Annotated in this window: 18 protein-coding genes and 1 tRNA gene; 11 read left to right on the plus strand and 8 right to left on the minus strand. The window is 61.9% G+C overall.

All coding sequences use genetic code 11. From position 1 onward, the window contains the following. The first annotated feature begins 23 nt into the window (after nucleotides 1-23). The 5 genes from LZK81_RS03805 (at nucleotide 24) to LZK81_RS03825 (ending at nucleotide 5650) form a co-directional block, all read left to right on the plus strand. Nucleotides 24-1442, plus strand: a complete 1419-nt coding sequence (locus tag LZK81_RS03805) for a helix-turn-helix domain-containing protein (RefSeq protein WP_233955236.1) — start codon at nucleotides 24-26, stop codon at nucleotides 1440-1442. A 123-nt stretch (nucleotides 1443-1565) separates the two neighbouring features. Next, nucleotides 1566-2663 (plus strand): polyamine ABC transporter substrate-binding protein, encoded by a 1098-nt coding sequence (locus tag LZK81_RS03810; protein WP_233955237.1) that lies wholly within the window; start codon nucleotides 1566-1568, stop codon nucleotides 2661-2663. A gap of 77 nt (nucleotides 2664-2740) precedes the next feature. Continuing rightward, nucleotides 2741-3898, plus strand: a complete 1158-nt coding sequence (locus tag LZK81_RS03815; RefSeq protein WP_046603285.1) for an ABC transporter ATP-binding protein — start codon at nucleotides 2741-2743, stop codon at nucleotides 3896-3898. A gap of 14 nt (nucleotides 3899-3912) precedes the next feature. Continuing rightward, the gene (locus LZK81_RS03820; RefSeq protein ID WP_233955238.1) at nucleotides 3913-4830 is read left to right on the plus strand and encodes an ABC transporter permease subunit; all 918 of its coding nucleotides are present in this window, start codon (nucleotides 3913-3915) and stop codon (nucleotides 4828-4830) included. 1 nt (nucleotide 4831) lies between these two features. Beyond that, nucleotides 4832-5650, plus strand: coding sequence for an ABC transporter permease (locus LZK81_RS03825; RefSeq protein ID WP_046664720.1), 819 nt, complete (start codon nucleotides 4832-4834; stop codon nucleotides 5648-5650). A 3-nt stretch (nucleotides 5651-5653) separates the two neighbouring features. Here the strand turns inward: LZK81_RS03825 and LZK81_RS03830 are convergent, their stop codons facing one another. Next, complete coding sequence (locus tag LZK81_RS03830; RefSeq protein ID WP_233955239.1) at nucleotides 5654-5902, minus strand: hypothetical protein; 249 nt, start codon at nucleotides 5900-5902, stop codon at nucleotides 5654-5656. 28 nt (nucleotides 5903-5930) lie between these two features. Beyond that, nucleotides 5931-7805 (minus strand): AsmA family protein, encoded by a 1875-nt coding sequence (locus tag LZK81_RS03835; protein WP_233955240.1) that lies wholly within the window; start codon nucleotides 7803-7805, stop codon nucleotides 5931-5933. A 181-nt stretch (nucleotides 7806-7986) separates the two neighbouring features. Here LZK81_RS03835 and LZK81_RS03840 point away from each other — a divergent pair, with 181 nt between their 5' ends. Next, nucleotides 7987-9939 carry an acetoacetate--CoA ligase gene (locus LZK81_RS03840; protein WP_233955241.1) on the plus strand — a complete coding sequence of 651 codons (1953 nt, stop codon included), beginning with the start codon at nucleotides 7987-7989 and terminating at the stop codon, nucleotides 9937-9939. Nucleotides 9940-10289: 350 nt separating this feature from the next. On the opposite strand, the gene LZK81_RS03845 is transcribed toward LZK81_RS03840, so the two are convergent. After that, a complete protein-coding gene (locus tag LZK81_RS03845; protein ID WP_233955242.1) occupies nucleotides 10290-14201 on the minus strand; it encodes an ATP-binding protein in 3912 nt (1303 codons plus the stop codon). Nucleotides 14202-14438: 237 nt separating this feature from the next. On the opposite strand from LZK81_RS03845, the gene LZK81_RS03850 reads away from it, so the two are divergent. Both LZK81_RS03850 and LZK81_RS03855 read left to right on the plus strand, forming a co-directional pair. Beyond that, the gene (locus LZK81_RS03850; protein WP_046603289.1) at nucleotides 14439-14885 is read left to right on the plus strand and encodes a phasin; all 447 of its coding nucleotides are present in this window, start codon (nucleotides 14439-14441) and stop codon (nucleotides 14883-14885) included. A 146-nt stretch (nucleotides 14886-15031) separates the two neighbouring features. Next, nucleotides 15032-15108, plus strand: a tRNA-His gene (locus LZK81_RS03855). 166 nt (nucleotides 15109-15274) lie between these two features. Here the strand turns inward: LZK81_RS03855 and LZK81_RS03860 are convergent. After that, the gene (locus tag LZK81_RS03860; protein ID WP_046603290.1) at nucleotides 15275-15919 is read right to left on the minus strand and encodes an NrsF family protein; all 645 of its coding nucleotides are present in this window, start codon (nucleotides 15917-15919) and stop codon (nucleotides 15275-15277) included. Beyond that, the gene (locus LZK81_RS03865; RefSeq protein WP_046603291.1) at nucleotides 15916-16464 is read right to left on the minus strand and encodes a sigma-70 family RNA polymerase sigma factor; all 549 of its coding nucleotides are present in this window, start codon (nucleotides 16462-16464) and stop codon (nucleotides 15916-15918) included. The genes LZK81_RS03860 and LZK81_RS03865 overlap by 4 nt, the downstream gene beginning before the upstream one ends. Before the next feature lie 186 nt (nucleotides 16465-16650). Here LZK81_RS03865 and LZK81_RS03870 point away from each other — a divergent pair, with 186 nt between their 5' ends. The 3 genes from LZK81_RS03870 to LZK81_RS03880 all read left to right on the plus strand — a co-directional run bounded on the left by LZK81_RS03870 (nucleotide 16651) and on the right by LZK81_RS03880 (nucleotide 18624). Continuing rightward, complete coding sequence (locus LZK81_RS03870; RefSeq protein ID WP_046603292.1) at nucleotides 16651-16914, plus strand: pentapeptide MXKDX repeat protein; 264 nt, start codon at nucleotides 16651-16653, stop codon at nucleotides 16912-16914. Between the two features lie 82 nt (nucleotides 16915-16996). Further along, nucleotides 16997-17851 (plus strand): cytochrome b/b6 domain-containing protein, encoded by an 855-nt coding sequence (locus LZK81_RS03875; protein WP_233955243.1) that lies wholly within the window; start codon nucleotides 16997-16999, stop codon nucleotides 17849-17851. Beyond that, nucleotides 17848-18624, plus strand: a complete 777-nt coding sequence (locus tag LZK81_RS03880; protein WP_233955244.1) for a molybdopterin-binding protein — start codon at nucleotides 17848-17850, stop codon at nucleotides 18622-18624. Before LZK81_RS03875 ends, LZK81_RS03880 begins: the two co-directional genes overlap by 4 nt. A gap of 6 nt (nucleotides 18625-18630) precedes the next feature. On the opposite strand, the gene LZK81_RS03885 is transcribed toward LZK81_RS03880, so the two are convergent. The 3 genes from LZK81_RS03885 to LZK81_RS29230 form a co-directional block, all read right to left on the minus strand. Then, a complete protein-coding gene (locus LZK81_RS03885; RefSeq protein ID WP_233955245.1) occupies nucleotides 18631-20481 on the minus strand; it encodes a sensor histidine kinase in 1851 nt (616 codons plus the stop codon). 66 nt (nucleotides 20482-20547) lie between these two features. Further along, the gene (locus tag LZK81_RS29225) at nucleotides 20548-21102 is read right to left on the minus strand and encodes an EAL domain-containing protein (protein WP_267967561.1); all 555 of its coding nucleotides are present in this window, start codon (nucleotides 21100-21102) and stop codon (nucleotides 20548-20550) included. Then, nucleotides 21006-22799: a DUF3369 domain-containing protein gene (locus LZK81_RS29230; RefSeq protein WP_267967562.1), complete on the minus strand. Its 1794-nt coding sequence runs from the start codon at nucleotides 22797-22799 to the stop codon at nucleotides 21006-21008. The genes LZK81_RS29225 and LZK81_RS29230 overlap by 97 nt, the downstream gene beginning before the upstream one ends. Nucleotides 22800-22951 lie beyond the last annotated feature (152 nt).

Consider the following 22951-nt stretch of genomic DNA (forward strand, 5'->3'; position numbering starts at 1 on the left):
TAATTTTGTAAAAACGGTGACAAATGGCAGAGCGAAAGATTTTTGCCGGCCCGCGGGTGCGGCGGGTACGATTGGGGCTTGGTCTCACCCAGACGGCCATGGCCGAGGCGCTCGGCATTTCGCCTTCCTATCTCAATCTCATCGAGCGCAACCAGCGGCCGCTGACCGTCCAGCTCCTCTTGAAGCTCGCCTCCGTCTACAAGGTCGATCTCGATGCGCTGCAGGGCGAGGGCGGCGGTCTTGCCGGGCGGCTGCGCGAGGTATTTGCCGATCCGTTGTTGGCGGGTGAAATCCCCGGCGACCAGGAAATCATCGAGGTGGCGGAGGCGGCTCCCAATGCGGCGCTCGGGCTGATGAAGCTCTATCGCGCCTATCGCGAGCAGGCAGCAAGGCTTTCCGATCTCGCCGAGCTTCTCGCTCGCGAAGGTCACGAAACATCGATTGCCGGCACGCGCCTGCCGATAGACGACGTGCGCGAGACGCTGGAGCGTCGCCCCAACTTCTTCGCGCGCATCGAGGATGCGGCGGAAACCTTCGCGGCCAGGCTCGGAACCGGCGACGAACTGCCCGGCGCCTTGAAGGCCTGGGCGAAGAACGAGCACGGCATCGTGGTGCGCACGCTGCCTGTCCATGCCATGCCGAACCTGCGCCGGCGTTACGACCGCCATTCCATGCGGCTGTTTCTGTCGGAACGGCTTTCTCCTTTCGACCGAACCCGTGAACTCGCCATGGAAGTGGCGCTGCTGGCGCTGGGCCAGGAGATTGCCGCCGAACTCGAAGACCTCAACCTCTCCACCAACGAGGCGCGGCGCATCGGCCGCTTCGAACTCGCCCGTTATGCCGCCCATGCGCTGATGATGCCCTATGGGGCTTTTCTCGCGGCAGCCCAGCGCGCCCGATACGATCTCGACGTGTTGCGCTCGCGCTTCGATGTATCGTTCGAGCAGGCCGCCAACCGCCTGACGTCTCTCGCGCGGCCCGGTGCGCCGGGCATCCCGTTTTTTCTGATGGAACTCGACCACGCCGGCAACGCGATCCGCCGCGCCGGTGCCCAGGGGTTCCCGCAGGCACGGTTCGGCGGGCTCTGTCCGAAGCTTGGGCTCCATTCCGCCTTCCTCCAGCCGGGTCAGGTCCTCGTCGATCGGGTAGAAATGCCGGATGGCGGGACGTTCCTGACATTGTCGAGGACGCTCGAAGGCCCGCAGGCGGGGTTCGGCGAGCGGATCCGGCGCACCGCGATCCTTCTCGGCTGCGATCTGTCGAGCGCGGGAGACGCCGTCTATGGCGAGGCCCTGCCGGGGAGCGCGGCTACGGTACTTGTCGGCACCGCCTGCCGGCTTTGCGAAAGACAGGGTTGCCTTTCCCGTGCCGAGCCGCCGGTCACCAGGCCGCTCGGTCTGGACGAGATGGTAACCGGCCTCAGCGCCTTCGATTTCCAATGAGTTTTGCGGCGGCGCACATTCCCCCTTGTGGGGTGTAAAATTACTTTTTACTCTCGCGAAAAATATAAGGGAATTGGGCGTGATTTTGACGATTGCGCAGAAAAAACTGGAACAGGAGAGATCATGAAAAGTCATTTGCTCAGTCTTGCCGCTGCAGTTGCTGCCACGGCCTTCGCCGCGACGGCTGCCTTGGCCCAGGAGCGCGAAGTTCGCGTCTACAACTGGTCGGACTATATCGATGAGTCGATCCTGGTCGATTTCACCAAGGAGACCGGCATCAAGGTCATCTACGACGTGTTCGACAGCAACGAGATGCTGGAGACCAAGCTTCTCGCCGGCGGCTCCGGTTATGATGTCGTCGTTCCGACCGGCCCGTTCCTCGCCCGCCAGATCCAGGCCAAGGTTTTCCAGAAGCTCGACAAGTCGAAGCTGCCGAACCTCTCCAACGTGTGGCCGCTGGTTTCCGAGCGTCTGTCGAAATACGATCCCGGCAATCAATATGCCGTCAACTACATGTGGGGCACGACCGGCATCGGTTATAACGTCGACAAGGTGAAGGCGGCACTCGGCAATGTTCCCATCGACAGCTGGAATGTTCTCTTCAAGCCGGAAAATGCTGCCAAGCTGAAGTCCTGCGGCATCAACATCCTCGATGCATCCGACGAGACCTTCGCAATCGCGCTGAACTATCTCGGCAAGAATCCTGACAGCAAGGACACCAAGGACCTCGAAGCCGGCGGCGCCGTCTACGCGAAAATTCGCAAGTCGGTGAAGACCTTCAATTCGTCCGCCTATATCGATGAGCTCGCCAATGGCGACAGCTGCATCACCATCGGCTGGTCGGGCGACGTGCTGCAGGCCAAGACCCGCGCCGAGGAAGCCAAGAACGGCGTCAACATCGAATTCATCATTCCCAAGGAAGGCACCTATATGTGGTTCGACAACCTCGCGATCCCGGCGGACGCGAAGCATGTCGCCGAAGCGCATGCCTTCATCAACTACCTGATGAAACCGGAAGTCATCGCCAAGGCTTCGAACTTCGTTCAATACGCCAACGGCAACCTGGCTTCGCAGAAGTTCATCGACAAGGAAGTCCTGGAAAATCCTTCCGTCTATCCGCCGGAAGACGTGGTCAAGAAACTCTTCATCATTTCGCCATACGGGCCGCGCGAGCAGCGGGTCCTGAACCGGGTCTGGACGCAGATCAAGACCGGTAGCTGATCAAGGGCGGGGCAGGCGGAAACGTCTGCCCCGATTACTTTTGGGGCAGCCGCCATCGGGCGAAATGGGGTAAGGGCATGGCGAAATCTCTTGGGCCGGTTAAGCGTAAATTTTCTCCCTGGACCGATCCGTCGGCGGTTCCGTTCATTCGTTTCGAAAACATCACCAAACGGTTCGGCGATTTCACCGCCGTCGATAACCTGACGCTTGATATCTACGAGCGGGAATTCTTCTCGCTGCTCGGGCCTTCCGGTTGCGGCAAGACGACACTGATGCGCATGCTCGCCGGTTTCGAGGAGCCGACCGAAGGCCGCATCCTGCTGCAGGGCAAGGATATTTCCGGCGTGCCGCCCTACCGCCGGCCGACCAACATGATGTTCCAGTCTTACGCGCTCTTCCCCCATATGACGGTCGAAAAGAACATCGCCTTCGGGTTGGAGCAGGACAATCTGCCGAAGGGTGAGATCGCCACCCGCGTGGAGGAAATGCTGAAGCTCGTCAAGCTGGAGCAGTTCGCCAAACGCAAGCCGAACCAGCTGTCTGGCGGCCAGCGCCAGCGCGTGGCGCTCGCCCGTTCCCTCGCCAAGCGCCCCAAGGTGCTGCTGCTCGACGAGCCGCTCGGAGCGCTCGACAAGAAGCTGCGCGAAGAGACGCAGTTCGAGCTGATGGACCTCCAGACCAAGCTCGGCCTGACATTCCTGATCGTCACCCACGACCAGGAAGAGGCGATGACCGTGTCCGATCGTATCGCCGTCATGGACAAGGGCCTGATCATGCAGGTGGCGACGCCGGCCGAGATCTACGAGGCGCCGAACAGCCGCTACGTCGCGGATTTCATCGGCGACATCAATATTCTCGAAGGCACGGTCGCTTCGACCGGCAGCGCACTTGGCGCGCCGGGCACGGTCAGGATCGATTGCGACGGCATCGCGGTATCGGTCGAGCAGGAATGCCAGGCGGTCGTGGGCGACAAGGTCGCCTTCGCGGTGCGGCCGGAAAAAGTCCGCATTTCGCCCGACCAGCCGGCGGATACCTCGGTCAATGCGGTCTACGGCGAAGTCTGGGATATCGGTTATCTGGGCGACTTTTCGGTTTTCCTGGTGAAGCTCGCGGATGGCCGGGTGGTGCGTGCGGCGCAGGCCAACGTTTCCCGCCTCGTCGATCGGCCGATCACCTTCGGCGACATGGTCTGGCTCACCTGGCCGCTCGATGCCGGCCTCGTGTTGACGCGTTGAGCGGGGGAGTGGAGATGGCAAGCGTTTCCGAAACCCACCCCGCCAACAAACCCAACCCCGCCCGCTGGCTGGTGGTCGCGGTCCCTTATCTCTGGCTGCTGCTGTTCTTCGTCGCCCCTTTCCTGATCATCTTCAAGATCTCGCTCTCCGAGACGGCGATCGCCATGCCGCCCTATACGCCGCTCTTTGAAGGGTTCGGCGCATTCGGCGATTTCGTCTCCGAACTGGACCTCGACAACTATCTCTTCCTGACCGACGATCCCCTCTACATAGAAGCCTATCTCTCTTCGCTGCGCATCGCGGTGATCTCCACGTTCCTGCTGCTGCTGATCGGTTATCCCATGGCGCTCGCCATGGCCCGCGCCCCGACCACGCTGCGGCCGACGCTGGTCATGCTGGTCATCCTGCCGTTCTGGACGTCCTTCCTGATCCGCGTCTACGCCTGGATAGGCATCCTGAAGCCGGATGGCCTGCTGACGCTGCTGTTCCAATCGGTCGGCCTTCTCGGCGCGGATGACCAGGTGCAGATCTTTCGCACCGATTACGCCGTCTTCGTCGGCATAGTCTATTCCTACCTGCCGTTCATGGTCCTGCCGCTCTATGCGGCTCTGGAAAAGATGGACAACACTCTGCTCGAGGCCGCGAGCGATCTCGGCTGCCCGCCCTGGAAGGCATTCTGGAAGATCACCTTTCCCTTGTCGCTGCCGGGCGTCATCGCCGGTTCGATGATCTGCTTCATCCCGATCACCGGCGAATTCGTCATCCCGGATCTGCTCGGCGGTGCCGATACGCTGATGATCGGCAAGACGCTGTGGACGGAATTTTTCGGCAACCGCGACTGGCCGCTGGCATCGGCAGTGGCGGTCATCCTGCTGATCATGCTGGTCGTACCGATCATGATTTTTCAGAACCAGCAAAAGAAGGTGGCTTGAGATGAAATCATCCCGCTTCGACGCCACCGTCCTCACCCTCGGTTTCGCCTTCCTCTACATCCCGATCATCATCCTGGTGGTCTATTCGTTCAACGCCTCCAAGCTCGTCACGGTCTGGGGCGGCTTTTCTCTGCAATGGTATCGCACCATGTGGTCGAACCAGGGTCTCATGGACGCCGCGTGGGTAACGGCACGCGTCGGCGTCATCAGCGCCACGATCGGTACGGTGCTCGGCACGCTCGCGGCCCTTTCCCTCGTGCGCTTCACGCGCTTTCCCGGCCGGATGCTGTTTTCCGGGATGATCTATGCGCCGCTCGTCATGCCGGAAGTGATCACCGGCCTGTCGATGCTGTTGTTGTTCGTCGCGGTCGGCATCGATCGCGGTTTCTGGACGGTCATCATCGCGCATACGACCTTCACGATGTGCTATGTGGCGATCGTCGTGCAGTCGCGACTGCTGACCTTCGACCGGAGCCTGGAGGAGGCGGCCCTCGATCTCGGCTGCCCGCCGGTCAAGACCTTCTTCAAGATCACCCTGCCGTTGATCTTTCCGGCGGTCATCGCCGGCTGGATGCTCGCCTTTACACTGTCACTCGACGACCTGGTGATCGCGAGCTTCACCACAGGTCCCGGCGCAACCACGTTGCCGATCAAGATCTACAGCCAGGTTCGCCTGGGCGTCACGCCGGAAATCAACGCGATCTGCACCATCCTGATCGGGCTTGTCACCATCGGCGTCATCATCACCTCGATCACCACCAAGCAGGCCGAGATGCGGCGTATCCGCGACGAACACGTCGCAGCCCGCGGGACGACCTGAAGCTCACTCGCCTCCACGCGGCGGCAAGAAGATGTAGATGAGCAGCCAGGCCGGCAGCACGATGACGGCCCCGAGTACGATGCGCGGCACCGACCAGACATAGGCGTTCTCGATCCCGAGCCGGATATCGTCCGGCGTCAGATGCAGGAGCGCCAGCAGCGACGGCATGGTGATGCCGAAGAAGCTTAAGACTGCGCCCATGATGAGACAGGCGAGCAGCGCCTTGCATAGATTGATCAGGACCCGCGCCACCAGATTACCCCCATCCGGTTGATTCGGCTCATTGTAGGGGCTTCGCCGGAGTTTGCGAAACAGGCCAGATCACCGGGTTGGGCCAGGACCCGCCGATGAAGACCATCAGCGGCGCGGTATCGGCACCCTGCGGGATCGTTTCGACGATCGCCGAGAGCGCGAGGCTGTTGTTGATGTAAGGAATGACGCCCGAAAGCGTCAGCGTTTCTGCGGCGCCGGTTATCTTCCCCTCGCGGATATCCGCCGAGCCACCCGCGAGATTGGCGGAGATGTCGATATGCTCGAATTCCAGGCTGCCGCTGCCGGCATCGCTTAAGGGGAAATAGGGTTTTTGCGCCGCAAGCTGCCGGATGCCGGCAATATTGATGCCTGAAAACGAACCGCGGTCCGCACGGAAGCGCAAGGTACCCTTGGCGTTGCGCCAGGCTTCCGGCTCCAGCGGCCGGTCGACGTCGAGCGCCAGGTCCAACGATCCGCGTGCCGCCGGAAGTGGCCCGGCGAGGCCGAGTTTCCTGACGATATTCCCGAAATCGGCATCCTGGACAGCAAGGCGCAAGGCGACAGCCCCGGCCACGCCGCCTTTCACGGTGGCGACCCGGCCGGTCAGCCGGCCCGTCTCGAAATCGCTGTCGGCAATGTCGATACGCGATTGCTCGCCGGTGTTCATCACGCTCACGGCGGCCTCCGAAAGCTGGAAAGGTCCAAGTGTCGCCTGCTGGGCGGAAAGCCTCAGGTCGAGTTCCAGATCGGCGAGCTGGCCATCGCTCTCGCTGGCGTCTCCCATGGTGCGTGGCGCAATGGCGGCAAGCGCCGCGGAAAAGTCCATTTGGTCGAAGGCGAGCGTGCCGGTCAGTCTCGGCGGTTTGTCCGCAGGCAGCAGCAGATCGAGTATGCCGGTCGCCTTGGCGTCGTTCAGGCTGAGGGAGAGGTTGTCGAAGCGCAGGACGTTGTCGTTGGTAACGAGGTGGGTCGTCAAAGAGAAGCTTTTCACGCGTTCCGTGCCGGAAAAATTCAGGCCGGCCCAGCTCATCGCCGCCGCAAGGTCGGGGACCGCCAGTTCGGCATCGCCGGAAAGAAATGCCTGCGCCGCAAGGTTGGCGACGCCTCGGAACTGGCCCCGAAAGAGGGTGGACGCCGTCGTGCCCGAGATATCGCCGCTTTTGCCCGAGAGCAGCAGCAGGGGCTGGGTCGAACTTATGTCCAGCGTCAGCGCCCGGCCGTTGAGCTCGGCATCCGCCTTCAGCTCCAGGCCGCGAGAAAGCCAGGGCCAGTCGAGCGTTCCGTCGATCGACTGAAACCGTGTGACGCGGCCGCTGGCGAGGTCGGAGATTTCGAGCGTTCCGTTGGTGATGCGGACATCGCCCATGCGTGCATCGTCATCCGCCGTCAGCGCCTGGCCGCTGCCATCCGGCCGCGCATCGCGCACTGCACGGCTGAGCAGCCCGTCATTCGCCCAGTCGAGCCTGCCGTTGGCCTCCCTGACGACGTAGATTTCCGGATCGGTGAGCCGGAAGTCCTTGAACTCGGGTTGGCCGACCAGGGCCGGCATGAGATCGAAGGAGGCCGAAAGCCGCGAGACCCGGCCGAGCACGCGCTCGCCGTCTTCCGCCTGCTTGCGGATGGTGATGTCCCGGAGCGTGACCCGAGGCTGGGGCCAGAAGCGGATATCCGGGGTTCCCTCGATCTCCACGTCATGGCCGGTCCATTCGGCGACCGCCCGCTCCATGCTTTCGCGCACGACGGCCGACGAAATGAGGAACGGTGCGATAACCTGGAAAAGCGCGAACAGGAAGAGGGCGACGATGGCACCGATCAGAACGCGGCGCGACCGCCGACCCAGCGGGCGGCTCAGGTTCTTCCGCAGATTTCCGATCGGATTGGTGAGCATGATCACCACGCGCATATAGGAAATGCAGGCCCCGTGCAAATCCGGGAAACGTCCCCGGCTGTCCTCTTTATCACGCGGTGCAACATGCTATACAGGCCGACACGTCCGGCCCCTGAGGCTCGGGCGCAGATGGAGAGAGGACGGGACCCTGGTTTCCGATGTCGGGCAGGGTTCTCCCGGGGGTGGAGGAATGGGAATGGGCAACGAACAGCCGCTGTGGAGTCCTTCGAAGGAAGCGCAGCAGAAAACCCCGCTTTATCATTTCATCGGCTGGTGCGCGGAGCGCTTTGGCAAAAGCTTTCCCGACTACGATGCATTCTACGCATGGTCGATCGTCGAGCGCGCCGAATTCTGGTCGGCGGTCTGGGGTTTCTGTGGCGTCAAGGGCGAGCGCGGCGAACGCGTGCTGATCAACGGCGAAGACATGCTCGCCGCCCGCTTTTTCCCCGATGCGACATTGAATTTCGCGGAAAACCTCCTCGCCGAAACGGGCGCCGGTGACGCGCTGATCTTCCGCGGCGAGGACAAGGTGAGCTATCGCTGGTCCTGGGACAAGCTCCGCGCCGAGGTCTCACGCCTGCAGCAGGCCTTCCGAGCGCTCGGTATCCAGAAGGGCGACCGCGTCGCCGCGATGATGCCGAACATGCCGGAGACGGTCGCCTGCATGCTGGCCGCTGCCTCGATCGGCGCCATCTGGTCCTCCTGCTCCCCCGATTTCGGCGAGCAGGGCGTGCTCGATCGTTTCGGCCAGATCGGCCCGAAACTGTTCATCACCTGCGACGGTTATTGGTACAACGGCAAGCTCCAGGATGTCTCCGCCAAGGTGAAGACGGTCTCGGAGGTCCTGAAGACGCCGGTTTTGGTGGTGTCCTATGCGGGCGACGCTCCCGCACTCGCCGCATCGCTTGCCGATGGCCGCACACTTGCCGATTTCACGGCGCCTTATGAGGCGAAGACCGTCGAGTTCGAGCCTCTGCCGTTCGCGCATCCGCTCTACATTCTCTTCTCGTCCGGCACGACCGGCGTGCCGAAATGCATCGTCCATTCGGCCGGCGGCACGCTGCTGCAGCACCTCAAGGAACATCGCTTCCATTGCAGCCTCGAGCCCGGCGAAAAGCTGTTCTATTTCACCACCTGCGGCTGGATGATGTGGAACTGGCTGATCTCGGGCCTCGCGGTCGGCGCCACGCTCTGCCTGTTCGACGGATCGCCCTTCGCGCCGGACGGCAACGTCCTGTTCGACTATGCTGAAGCCGAGCAGTTCGCGGTATTCGGCACCTCGGCGAAATACATCGACGCAGTCCGCAAGGGCGGCATCGTGCCGAAGGATAGCCACGATCTCTCGGCGCTGCGGCTGATGACCTCGACCGGATCGCCGCTGTCACCGGAGGGCTTCTCCTTCGTCTACGAAGGCATCAAGAGCGACGTGCATCTGGCTTCGATCTCCGGCGGTACGGACATCGTTTCCTGTTTCGTGCTTGGCAATCCGCTCAAGGCGGTCTGGCGCGGCGAGATCCAGGGGCCTGGCCTGGGCTTGGCCGTCGATGTCTGGAACGACGACGGCAAGCCGGTACGCGGCGAAAAGGGCGAGCTCGTCTGCTCGAAGGCATTTCCGGCCATGCCGATCATGTTCTGGAACGATCCTGAGGGGCAGAAATACCGTGCTGCCTATTTCGAGCGTTTCGACAATGTCTGGTGCCACGGTGATTTCGCCGAATGGACAGAACATGACGGCATCGTCATCCATGGCCGTTCCGACGCCACGCTCAATCCCGGCGGCGTACGGATCGGCACCGCCGAGATCTACAATCAGGTGGAGCAGATGGAGGAGGTCGCGGAAGCCATCTGCATCGGCCAGGACTGGGACGACGATGTCCGCGTCATCCTGTTCGTGCGCCTCGCCGGCGGCCTGACGCTGACCGAAGATCTTACCAAGGCGATCAAGGCCCGCATCCGCACCGGCGCTTCGCCGCGCCATGTACCGGCAAAGGTCATCCAGGTCGCCGATATCCCGCGCACCAAGTCCGGCAAGATCGTCGAACTGGCGGTCCGCGACGTCGTGCATGGCCGGCCCGTCAAGAATAAGGAGGCGCTCGCCAATCCGGAAGCGCTCGATCTGTTCGATGGCCTTGTCGAGTTGAAAAGCTGATGCGCCGGGTATCCCCAACGAGGCGAAATGTATCGATACGGCACATATCCAGCATGAAATCCAGAAATGGGCCGCTGTTAACGACCCATTAAGCCGCTTCGATCAAAAGTGGAGCAACATGGTTTCGTCTCGTGTATGAACTACGCCTAGCCGCGAGCTTTCATAGACATGACGTCTCCACCGACCCTCGTTGGACAGCATTAAACTTCAAAGGCAGCTTCGGCTGCCTTTCTTTTAAAGTCCAGGACAACCCAAGGGCGCAGTAATAAGTGGAACTGCAGCCATGGGTGTCGCCGGCCACTATCGCCGGCCGAGCCATGAGAACCGAAAAACGATCGCAATCTCCAGGATCAGTTCGCCAGAACCCGCGGTGAAGGGAAGGTGATTTCAACCAGCGTGCCTTCGTTCGGTGCGGACGTGATCGCGAAGGCGGCGCGGTTTGCATCGACCATCGCCTTGGTCAGCGGCAGACCGAGGCCCGTGCCGTCGCCACGCTTGCGGGAGGCGCTCGCAACCTGGCGGAACGGCTTCATCGCAAGCTCCAGCTCCGAGCGGGTCATGCCGATGCCGGTATCGCGGACGCGAAGGACCACGTTGCCATTGGTCTCGTAGGCGGTGGACACGACGATCTGACCGCCGGAGGGCGTGAAGCGGATGGCGTTCGACAGGATGTTCAGCACGATCTGCTTGATCGAGCGCGGATCGGCGACCACCTGCGGCACGGCATGCGAGAGGGCCGTGCGGATGATCACCCGCTGGCCGTTTGCCTGCGGCTGCACCAGCGAGACGGCTTCCGACACCGCCTCGTTCAGGCCGACCGCGACGAAATCAAGCTCCATCTCGCCGGCCTCGATCTTGGAAATATCGAGAAGGTCGTTGACGATATCGAGCACATGCCGGCCGGAGCGGCTGATGTCGTTGGCATATTCCACATAACGCGCATGGCCGATCTGGCCGAAACGTTCGCTTGCCATCATGTCGGCAAAGCCGATGATCGCGTTGAGCGGTGTGCGGATTTCGTGGCTCACATGGGCGAGGAACTCGCTCTTGTGGGCGTTTGCGGTCTCGGCAGCACGCTTGGCGGCGCGCAGCTCGTCCTCGGTGCGCTTCCACTGGGTGATGTCGCGGATGACTGCGCAATAGCCGTTCGAGGAGGTCAATTTGCCAATCGTCATGAACAGCGGCAGAAAGCCGCCGGAAGCCTCTCGGCCGATGACTTCGCGGCCGTCGTTGAGAACGCTCGCCACGCCATGGCCGGCAAGGCCTGCGAGATAATCAAGGATCGCCCGCTGGCTCTCATGGGCGAACAGGGTGACGAAAGGTTTGCCGTTGATCTCTTCATTGTCGTAGTTGAAGAGCGCGCTCGCCGCCCGGTTCAGGGAGCGGATGTCGCCATCCGCGCCGATGATCACCACGCCGTCGGTGGCCGTTTCGAGGATGGCGCGCAGTTCGGTTACCTCGACCTGCAGCTTGGCGAGTTGGTCGGCGGCGCGGGGCGCGCGCAACGGAATGACCGCCGCCGCTTCGCCATCCTCGGTGGAACCTTGGGTCTCGGCCACGACCGGCATCAGCGCCAACATGAGAACAGTGGAATTGTCCCAGCGGACGGACTGCAGGCGCGCCGTCACCGGCACTAGCACATCGTCGGCGCGCACCACGACCATGCCGCCGGCTTCCGTTGTCTTGCCTTCGAGGTCCTGCCGCTGCAGCAGCGCATCGAGGCCGCCGACTTCCGCCAGCTCGTCGATCGAGGCATAGCCGGTCAGCCGCAGGAATTCGGGATTGCCATAGATCAGGGTGTCGCCGCTGTGGACGAGAAGCGCCACCGGCATCTGGTCGACAATCTCCGCGGAAAGGCCGATGCGTTCGCGAACCGGTATCATCTGGCTCAACAGTTCGCGGTCGGAAAGCTCCGGATGCGGGTCGGCCGGAGCCTCCACAGGGGCTTCCGTCTCTTCGGTGAGCTCGATCGGCCCGTCGGCAAAAGCCTTGTTCGCGTCTTCGCCGAAGGCGATCGCCTCTTCCTCGGAAATCTCTTCCAAAACAGGCGCGACGGGTTCCTCGTGCACAGCCTCATGCTCGAGCTGAACCGGTTCTATCGCGCTCGGCTCCGTCTGTTCGACGGCAGGCACCTCCGCCTCGGCCGGAGTCTCCGGCGTCTTTTCCTCGTTGCGGCGACCGACGAAATTATCGAGCTGGCGGGCGATTTCGCGGAAAGCCGCCTGTTCGACGGGTGTCAATCCGTCGCGGCGGTTGGAGCGACGCTCTTCCAGCTGGATGACCTTGTCGGAATGGCGGCGGCCGGCATTTTCGACGATCCGCAGTGCCGGGCGTTCGCCGGCCGGCCAATCGAGCAGCGACGGGATCTGCCGCCCCGACTTGGACGCCTGCGGCGCATCCTCTGGCGCCGGCTCCGGCAGCAGGTCTTCGGATGGCGCCGCATCGGCGGATATGTCTTCGGCGGCAGCCGGCTGCTCGGCGTCTTCAGCGACTTCCAGCTCTTCGGTCACGGAAGCCTCGTCAGCCGGTTCGTCATATGTGGAACTTCCGGCGATGGCATCCTCTGCGGAGCCGGTCTCAGCGGCGGGCTCTTCCGTCTCGAGGATTTCGGTGGGCGCGTCCTCGGCTTCGCCCTGCCCAACAGACAGACCGTCTTCTGCCACCAATTCCGGTGCATCGACGGGAACCTCGTAGCTTTCGAAAACAGTCTCAGTTTCCGCTTCGGCCACATCCTCCGGCACCGCCCGGGTCAGGGTCAGGCCGACGGCATTCGGATCCTCGGCTGCATCGCCGATGCGCACGATGCCGAAGCCGCGAAAACCGTCGAACTCGCGGGTGCGGGTATAGGTCGGCAGCGCGGCGAGATCGACCGGCACCATCAGCGACGTGCCCTCGATCGGCCACCAGATCGTCTTGCCGGACCATGTATCGCGCTTTTGGAGCAGTTCGGTGATCTTGCCCTCGGGATCGAGATGGAAGAGGGCGGCTAGATCCGTAAAGGCCATGCCGTTGATATCGGCGGCGTGTGGGCCGACGGCATCGGCAAATTCGCTCGAAACTTCCCTGAACCGGCCTTCCGCATCGATCTTCCAGACGAAGCGGGTCGCGCGCCCGTCGCCGCGAAAGACGAAACCAGCCGGTTCCGACGCGGCGGTTTCGGCGGCTGCGGGCGCCGCCTCCACTGTCTCCAGTTGGGCAGCAGAAGTTTCCTCGACCGCGGTTGGGGAAACCAGCGCCTCGGCCGTCTCGATCCCGTCAGCGGGGGAAAGGGCCTCGACGTCCGCGGTCGGCACGGCATTTTCAGGCGCGACCTCTTCCGCCGGTTCCTCGAAGGCAGCGGACTGAACGGGCGCGACATCCTCGCCGGCTTCAAGCGAAATTTCTTCTTCCGGGTCTTCCGTATCCTCGATTTCGGAGACAGCGGCGATCACCTCGGCAAAATCGTCGACCGGCTCGGCCTCGACCGTGAAGTGCTCGGTGTCGCTGTTCGCAGTGGGTTCCTTGGTGTCCTCGCCGATCGCGGCATTCGCCTGATCGTCTTCGGCGAGCGTCGGTGCCTCGTCGCGGGGCTCATACCCGTTAGCCACGGCGGCGCGGCCCTGTTCCGTCTCGACCGTGAACAGGAGATGCAGGGCCGGTTCGTTGGAGAGCTTTCCGATGGCAGCCGGCAGGTAGCCCTTGGAGGTCGGGATCGGGCGCTTGACGAGGCGGCTCGGATCGGCGCCCGCCATGGTCGCCATCATCTTGGCCGTCTGCACGGAAACGCCAAGCCCCGCGAACTCGGCCGAGGCGGCAAGCACCTCACCGTTTTCGTCGATCACCGCCATATGCGTATCGGGATCGTCGAAGCCTTCGATCATCCGGGCAGCAGAGGCCGAAGGCGCGAGCCTGCCCCGTTCCACCGGCGCGCTAAACAGCACGGCCGTTTCGCCCTGGACCTGGACAAGCTCGCAGATCGCCTGCACGGGAATGCGCTGGAAACCGGAGGCGACGCGGATCGTCAGGTTGCGGATGTCGCCGACTTCGCCGAGCTGGCGCGCGGCCGCTTCGATCTGACGGAAGGCGATATCGACGCGGTTGGGACCCTGGTCGAGGAAATCGTAGATGGAGCCGAAACCGAAAAGATCGGCGCCGCGCCCGTTCGCCCAGAGAGGGCTTTGCATGTCCGGAGAAAACAGCACGATCGCTTCGCCTGCCGCAAAACGATCGCGGACGCGCTCGTGCACGGCAATGTCGATGAACGGGTATTGAACTGCGGACATAGGCAAAACCTACAGGGCGTTTGTGACCGGATTTCTACGTAGTTTAACGGATTGTTAATAACCTTCCCCTGCCTTCGGGTCGAGAGCGGCGCTCTCCAAACCTCCGATAGGGTTAATTCCTGGACTCATTTTATTGTGCATCGCACAATGATGTTGCAATGCACAACGGCATGGTCTATATAAGAGGCATGACATCTTCGGTTCTGCCGAAGAAATCGCCAACGAGGACCCAAAACGATGGCTTACAAGAACGACGATATCTTTTCCTTCTCCGCTCTCGATCCGTCCAAGATGACCGAAGGCTTCCGCGACTTCGCCGAAAAGGGTGCCACCCAGTCTCGCGAAGCCTATGCTAAGATGAAAGCTGCTGCCGAGGAAGCCACCAAGACGGTGGAATCCACAATGCAGACCGCTCAGTCCGGCTCTGTCGAACTCGGCCTCAAGGCGATCGACGCTCTGCGCACCAATGCCGAAATCTCGCTGACCCACATGGAAAAGCTGCTCGGTGTGAAGTCCTTTGCCGAACTGATCGAACTGCAGACCGGTTTCATCCGCAAGCAGGCTGAAATCACGGTTGAGCAGGCCAAGTCCATGCAGGACACCGCCCGCAAGATCGTCGAAGACGTGACGAAGCCCGGCAAGGAAGCCGCTGAAAAGGTCATGACGACCTTCAAGGCTGCCTAATTCCTGAGCTTGATTTGTAGGAGAAGGCCGGAGCATGCTCCGGCCTCTTCTATTTGCGGGAAAGGACTTTCTATTTGCGGGATGGGACTTGCAAAAAAAGTCCGATCACCGTATGTGACCCCCCAACGGCGCCCAAAGGCGCTTGTGCGGTTGTAGCTCAGTTGGTTAGAGCGCAGGTTTGTGGCACCTGAGGTCGGAGGTTCGAGACCCCCCAACCGTACCATTTCTTCCAAATCAAGAGTTTTGTCGGGTCGGATAGCACTCCGAGTGTTTAGGCACTCGTGTATCGTGGAATCGACCAGCTCCGCCGCTGAATTCCGCACCTTGGATTGCCGCGAACGGATCGGTTGCCCGATAAAATTATCGAGCTAAGGCATCTTCCCGCCGGCTCACCAGCGCAGCAGCCGAGGTCCCAGAAGCGAGCCGAGAATGCCTGCCAGCAGGATGCCGAGCGAATACCAGATGAGCACGAAAGGCATGCCGTTCTCGGTGCAGAACCAGGAATAGACCCAGGCACCGGCAGCGCCCGCCGCGATGCCGGCGATGAAGCCGGTAAGCCGCAGGTCCGTCGGCGCGCCGCGGCGAAGCACCCAGACGTTCCCGGCAAGCACCGGAAGCGCAAAGAGGAAGATCAGCAGAGGGCAATGCAGCGCTGACGATCCGATGATCAAGGAACGGTAGGTCTCAGCCGGCGACATCATCAGCTGGCCGACCGCAACCACAGCCATGATCGCGACGATCGCCGCCGCGAACTGGAAGAACCGCCCCCTGGAACCGTCGGGCCGCGCCAGATGGTAGGCGGCAAGGAACGCGGTGATCGCCAACAACACGTTATAGGCGGACTTGATCCAGAACACCGGCAACATCAGAGCTTCCGCCATGTCTATGCGAAAGCCGAGGGTCGCCAGCATCAGCACCAGCGACATGGCGAGCGCCGGCAGGACGCCGGTCGCGAAGCGCCGTGCCAGCGCATGCCGCGGCACCGGCTTCAGGTCGCCTACCAGGCTGTCGATGATGTCGTCCGTCTTTCTCACTTTCCGCCTCGCAATTTCTCCGCCAGTGCCTTGAGCCCTCTATGAATGCCGACCTTGACCGCCGATTCCGATTGGCCGGTCCGGCTTGCCGTGTCCGCCACGGATTGGCCCTCGAGCTTCACCTGGCGGATCAATTCCCGCTGTTTCACCGGCAGGCCGTCCAGGAGCCGCTCGACATCCATCCGCGCCGTCAGGCCTTCCTCGTTGTAGTCGCTCTCGAAATCCTCGCCGAGCTCCGTTTCCGCCATCATCCGGCTACCGCGGCCGCGATGGTGGTCAATCAGCTTGTAGCGGGCAATCGAGAAGAACCAGGCGGTGAACGGCCGCTGGCGATCGTAGGTTTCCCGGCGCGAATGCAGCGCCAGCAATGTCTCCTGGACGAGGTCCTCCATGTCCGCTTTCGTCGCAGCAGCCATTCGGCGGCTGTAATATCCGACAAGCAGGACGCGCACCGCGTTGAGTAAACGCCAATAGGCTGCCTCGTCCCCATCAAGGGACAGAAGCATCAGGGCCTTCAAGGCTTCTTCCGAATGGGCGCTCGTCATGCTGTTTCAATGGTCATTCGGAAAAGCACGTAAACGGTTACAGGCGGAATGGAAAATATTCCGAACGATTCCGGCCTATCACATAACCGTGAAGCTGTAACGACTTTCTGCGCGGGTCGAATTGATGGTTGTGAGCCCTCGGCAGACAGCCGGCGGACACATCGGTTGATCCCAGGAGGACATCCCATGACCAAGCTTCTTTCCAGCCTCGCAGCCTGCACCTTCGTTGTCGGCCTTTCGCTTGCCGGGGCGGCGAACGCCCAGAGCAGCATGAACTCCGACGCGATGAAGAAGGACTCCATGAAGACCGACGCCATGAAACCGGATGCTATGAAGAAGGACTCGATGGCGACGGGCAGCACCAAGACCGACTGCATGCACAAGGCCGGCATGGAAAAGGACGCGATGAAGAAGTCTGACATGATGAAGGCCTGCGACGCGATGAAGTGACATGACTGCGGCCGCTGAAACTTTTTGTCCGGCGGCCGCGTCTATCTGCTGGAGCCCGCTTCCCGCATTTGGAGGAAACACCATGGCCACGATCGATGCTGGCGTTGCAACCGGCCGGCCGGTCATCTACCGCCACAGCCTGCTGGTGCGCCTGTCGCACTGGATAAACGTGTTCTGCATGACCGTGCTGCTGTTCAGCGGCCTGCAGATATTCAACGCCCATCCGTCTCTCTATTGGGGCCAGTATGGTGCCGACAACGATCCCTCCTTCATTTCCATGGAGGCGGTCCAGGATGGCGACAGGGCTGAGGGCCTCACCCATGTGGGTTCGCTCACCTTCAATACGACCGGGTTTCTCGGCCTCTCCGAAGTGGACGGCGAGGCGACCGAACGAGGGTTCCCCGACTGGCTGACGATCCCGAGCTATCAGGACCTCGCAAGCGGCCGACGATGGCATTTCTTCTTTGCGTGGCTGTTCGTCATCAACGGCTTCATCTATCTCGCCTATGGATTGTTCAGCCGTCATTTCCGCCGCGATCTTCTGCCGGCCCGGGGTGAGCTGATGCCTGCCCATATCGGCCACGAAATCGTCAATCACGCCCGGCTGCGGTTTCCGAAAGGGCCGGAGGCGCGGCACTACAACACGCTGCAGAAGCTCACCTACGTCGCGGTGATCTTCCTGCTCCTGCCGCTGATGATCCTCACCGGGCTCACCATGTCGCCCGGCTTCAATGCCGTGGCACCCTGGTTGCTCGATGTCTTCGGCGGCCGCCAATCCGCCCGTACGATCCATTTCCTCACGGCGTTTTCGCTGACTGCCTTCGTGGTGGTCCACGTCGCGATGGTGATCCTGTCGGGCGTCTTCAACAATCTGCGTTCGATGATCACCGGCTATTACGCCATCGACCAAGGGGACACAAAGGGAGACAAGCAATGAGCCGCATCCTCACCCGCCGCCGCTTCCTGATCGGCGCGACCATGGCGGCCTCGGCGCTCGGCCTCAGCGGCTGCGACGCGCTCGTCGAAAGCGACCGGACGAAATCCGTCCTCAAGATCGCCGAAGGGTTTTCGATGAAGACGCAGCGCTTCCTGCTCGGTGACAACGCGCTGGCGCGCGAGTTCACGGAGGCGGATTTGTCCCCGGTCTTCCGCGCCAACGGCACCAGCATGCCGGACAATCCGCAATATCTCGACTGGATGAACCGGCAGTTCTCCACCTGGAAGCTGGAAATCGGCGGCCTGGTCGACAAGCCGATGCAGCTGTCGCTTGCCGAACTGAAGGTCCTGCCGGCCCGCACCCAGATCACCCGGCACGACTGCGTCGAAGGCTGGAGCGCCATCGGCAAATGGACCGGCGTGCCGCTCGGCGCTCTGCTCAAGACGGTCGGCCTGAAGCCGGAAGCCCGCTACATCGTCTTCCATTGTGCCGACGAATACGAGAAGTCGCTCGACGGCAGTGGCTGGTACTACGAGAGCATCGACCTGGTGGATGCCTTCCATCCGCAGACCATCCTCGCCCACACGATGAACGGCCGGGACCTCGAAGTCGCGCATGGCGCTCCACTGCGGCTGCGTGTCGAGCGCCAGCTCGGCTACAAGCAGGCGAAATATCTGACCCGCATCGAGGCGGTGGCCGATCTCGGCCGGCTTTATGGCGGCAACGGCGGCTTCTGGGAGGATCGCGGTTACGAATGGTATGCCGGGATCTGAAGAGATTTAGGCTCCCGCCTGTGCCGGAGCAATTCTCGGAATCCGGATGATGAAGCGGGTGCCGCGGGCCTCGCCGGTGGGCGGGCTCTCGACGGCGATCGATCCGCCGAGAACTTCGGTGACGATCTGGTGGACGATATGCAGCCCGAGGCCGGTACCGCCGCTGTGACGGGCCGTGGAAAAGAAGGGTTCGAATATCTTCTGGATATCCGTTTCGTTTATGCCGCGACCGTCGTCGGTGAATTCGATGAGGACCTGGTCTGCCAGTCTGCGGACATCGATGCTGATCATGCCGGGTTTGCCCGCATCGAAGGCATGCAGCAGCGAATTGTTGAGGAGGTTCGACAAGACCTGGGCAAACGGTCCCGGATAGGTGGTGATCACCAGATCAGCAGGCAGGTTCAGAGTCAGCCTGATGCCGGCGCTGGCGTCCCATTTGCGCAGGCGCGGATCGGCATCGGGAATGAATGCGGCGAGATCGATATCCCGTCGCTCCAGCGTCGCGCGGTCGACCGCAACCTGTTTGAAACGTTGAACCAGCGCGGTGCACCGGTGGATGGCCTCACGCACCAGATCGAGGCCGGTATCGCTGTCTGCGATATAGAGGTCGAGATCCGAGCGGCGCAGCCCAGCTGCAATCCGTTCCTTGAAAAGCCTGAGATCCTTGGCGGCCTTGCTGAGCACGAGTGCCGCACTTCCAAGCGGCGTGTTCATCTCGTGGGCGACGCCGGCAACCATCAGGCCCAGCGACGACAGCCGTTCGGCCCGCGCAAGTTCCCGCTGGGTCACGTTCAGTTTTTCATTGGTCTCGCGCAGCGTCTTGTTCGTGTCCTCCATTTGCCGCGCCCATTCCGCCTCGGCCTCCATGCCGCTGGCCAGGCGGCCGGTTACCGCAAGCGCCACCATGGCGAGGATTGCGGCGATCGCGCCGAGAATGAGTTTCCCCCTCGTTTCCTGGTCATCGATCGCACTCGCCGAGTCACGGGCGAGCAGGTAGAGAGCGGCATCCGCGGCGCGCATTTCCGCGACCTCCCCGGTTGTCAGCAGGCCCGTACCGGGCTCGAAGCGACGGTAGTTCCAATCTCCGTCCCTGCTGCCGAAAAGCCCTCTGTCCCCCTTGTTTATCGCCCGCAACATCTCCGCCTCAGCCGCGCCGGGCGTTGGGGCTCCGAGCTGCCAGCCCCAGTTCGCGGCCGCATTTGGACCCTGGACCCAGTATCCGGCCTGGTTCATCAGATAGAGCTCGACACTCCTGTCGAGGCGCTTCAGGCGTTCGAGCAATCGCGTGGCACGATAGTTGATGACGATGATGCCCTGCTTGATCCCGTTGCGGAAGACAGGGCTTGCAACGCGCAATGTCGGCAGATGGGGGACCTCGACCACGCCGTTGTCGATGTTCAGATCGAGGGCAGAGAAATACAGGCCGTTCAGCGGCAGCGGAATCGTATCGCGAAAATAGGGCCTGTCCGCCTTGCTCTGCAGCTGCTCGCTGCTGACGACCACCGGTTCTGCGCCGCTGCGGCGGTTGACGCGCAGCCGTTCATTGCCGTCATTATCCAGCCACCGTACCTGAGCGTAGTCCGGCGAACTGGCGGCGAAACTCTGGAAGATCTCTGCGCTTATCGGAGCAAGCCGAGTCGTCGTTTCGCCGAAGCGCGATTGCAGGTCGGCGAGAAACAGGGCATCGCGGCCAAGCCGGTCCAGGGCCCGACTGAGAATGTCGTAGCCTTGCGACAGGGTCTCCTCCCTGTTGCGGATCTGCGGTTCCCGCGCGTTCGCGCCGATTTGATACCAGAGCAATGGAACGCCGAGGCCAAGTCCCACGACCCAGGGTACCACGAAGATGGCAAGCCGCATGCGATGGCGATAAATGGCCCGGAGAGACGGAAATATGCGGGTTGCAGACGCGGGGACCATCGGCCGCTACACCGTCTTGACCGACGAGTTTTGCAACCGCGCCAGGAATTGCTCGAAGGGCTCCGGGCGAGCGTAGAGATAACCCTGCGCCAGGATGCATTTTCTCGACCGCAGCCATTCCGCCTGCTGCTCGGTCTCGACACCCTCGGCGAGAACTCGCATGTTCATGCGCTCGCCAAGCTGAATGATCATCTCGACGATCATGTCACTCTGGCTGGACTCTCCGAGATCGGCGATGAAAGACGGGTCGATCTTGAGCGTGGCGGCCTCGAACGACCGTAACTTCGTCAGCGAAGAATAGCCGGTGCCGAAATCGTCGATGGCGATCGTGAAACCTTCGCTTTTGAGAATGGAGAGCATGTTATTGGCGTGTTGGTGCTCTTCCATCGCGACCGTCTCGGTAATTTCCAGTTCCAGCCGATCCGGCGACAGGCCATAACGGCGCGTGGTGGCGATCAGTTCGTCTATGAATTCCTTTCGTCCAAGCTGTATCGGCGAGACATTGACGGCGATGGTGACGCTTGCGATCCCGCTTCGCTCATGGACCGGAGCGCGCTGCATGCCTGTTCCAGGATCTGTTGACCCAGGGGCACGATCAGCCCGTTCGCCTCTGCGAGCGGAATGAAATCTGCCGGAAATACGACCGAACCGTCCGGACGCGTCCAGCGCGCCAGGATTTCGGCGCCGACAATCCGATTGTCGGTCAGGTCGATCTGCGGCTGGAATACGACGCTGATTTCCCGGTTGAGCAGCGCCTTGTAAAGCTGCTGTGAAAGAGCGAGCCGGCGGCGCGTCTCGTCTTCGACATTGGGGTCGTATTCGATCAGTTGCCCGCTCGTCCCCTTCAGTCCCGCCTTCTTCAGGAGCAGAAGCCCATTCGCGATGACGGTTTGAGCCGACGAGAAGTGATTGAGGTCGAGGGAGGCCGCTTCTGCGCCGAAGAACAGGGCTTCGGGCGAGTGGGCGCCCGCTTCGAGACGGTTTACATATTCGATCCGCACGAGATATTCAGGTCCGAGCACCGCAAATACGTCTTCGTGCAGACGCGCGATCATGCAGGGCGGCGGAAAGGCCGCTGCCAGACGCTTCACGAAAGCGCGCAGCAGGTGATCGCCCTGTTCGACGCCGAGCGAGATGCAGCTTCTCGCGTACTGGTTCAGTTCGATGAACAGGACCTTCCGTCTGCGGGGCGGGGGAACCTCGAGCGCCGCTTGGATGCCGCGCTTCAGCGCGTTGCCGTTCGCGATCTCGAGAAGGCCGTCTTCGTAGGCGATGCGGTCGAGCTGGCTGGTCAGCGCCACATTGATCAGGCCGGTGCCGATATTGGTCGCGAAGACCCGCAGCAATTCCCGCTCCGTGTCGTCGATTCGCCTGTTTGTCGCGATGTAGGCTGCCGCGGGCGGTGCGACCGCCTGGCCCTGGAAAAACAGAACCTGCGCTTTCGCCGTTTCGATACTCGCCTGCTCGTCCAACGAGCGCTGAATCAAGTCGCGAATGGATTCGTCATCGATGGTATCGAGGGTCTGGTTGAGGACCGTAGCGAACCGTCCCGCCGAGCCGATGATCTTCGGCGGCTGTTCGCGGTCACGCCCGCGGACGCAGACGATGCCGTCCTCGCTGACGCCGAGAAGTGCGGCCAGTTCGTGGATCATCCGGCGGGAGAAGTCCTCGAATCCCGACGACCTCGCCAGGCTATTGCTCGCCTCCACAATGCTCTGGAGGCCCCGGCGTGCGCGGTTCAGCACGTCGATCTGCTCGAAGGTCCTGAGATTTGCAGTGAGAATGCTGTGAAGCCGCTCATTGGTCAGGTCGGTCTTCAGCCAATAATCGGCGATATCATAGGTCTCCAGCGACGATTGCATCGGCGCGATGCCCGGTTGCCCCGTGAGAAGCACGATACGCAGTTGCGAGTTGCCGAGCACTTCGCGGATGGTGCGAACCAGCCGGAGCCCCGCATCGTCCGTCTCCATCACGACATCGAGCAGCAGGACGGCGATCGAAGGCGTTTCGAGCAGAAGCTTGGCCGCCTCGTTGGCAGAAGCGGCCATCAGTATCCGCGGCGCGACGCCGCGATAGGTGAAGCCCGAAAGCGAGAGCCTGAGGGAGTTCTGGAACATCTCGTCGTCATCGACGCTCAAGATGGTGAAATCCATCATCTCCGCTTGGAACTGGTCGGGCGAAGCCCCTGTCTGGGCGGCGGGCTCCGGATGAAATTCGAAGAGATCCTGAGATTTCTTTTCTTGTTCGATATCGCCCACGGACACATCCCCCGATTGTCACGCAAGGGTTGCCCCTGCATTTCCGCGAATCCATTAATTCACTCAAAACCAAGCATGTCTCGCAAAAAGATGCAGCGAGGGCGAGATTTTGGTCTTAACTGCCGATCTTGCCCCGTTGCGGCGGGGAATGG

The organism is Neorhizobium galegae, assembly GCF_021391675.1.
GTDB lineage: Bacteria > Pseudomonadota > Alphaproteobacteria > Rhizobiales > Rhizobiaceae > Neorhizobium > Neorhizobium galegae_B.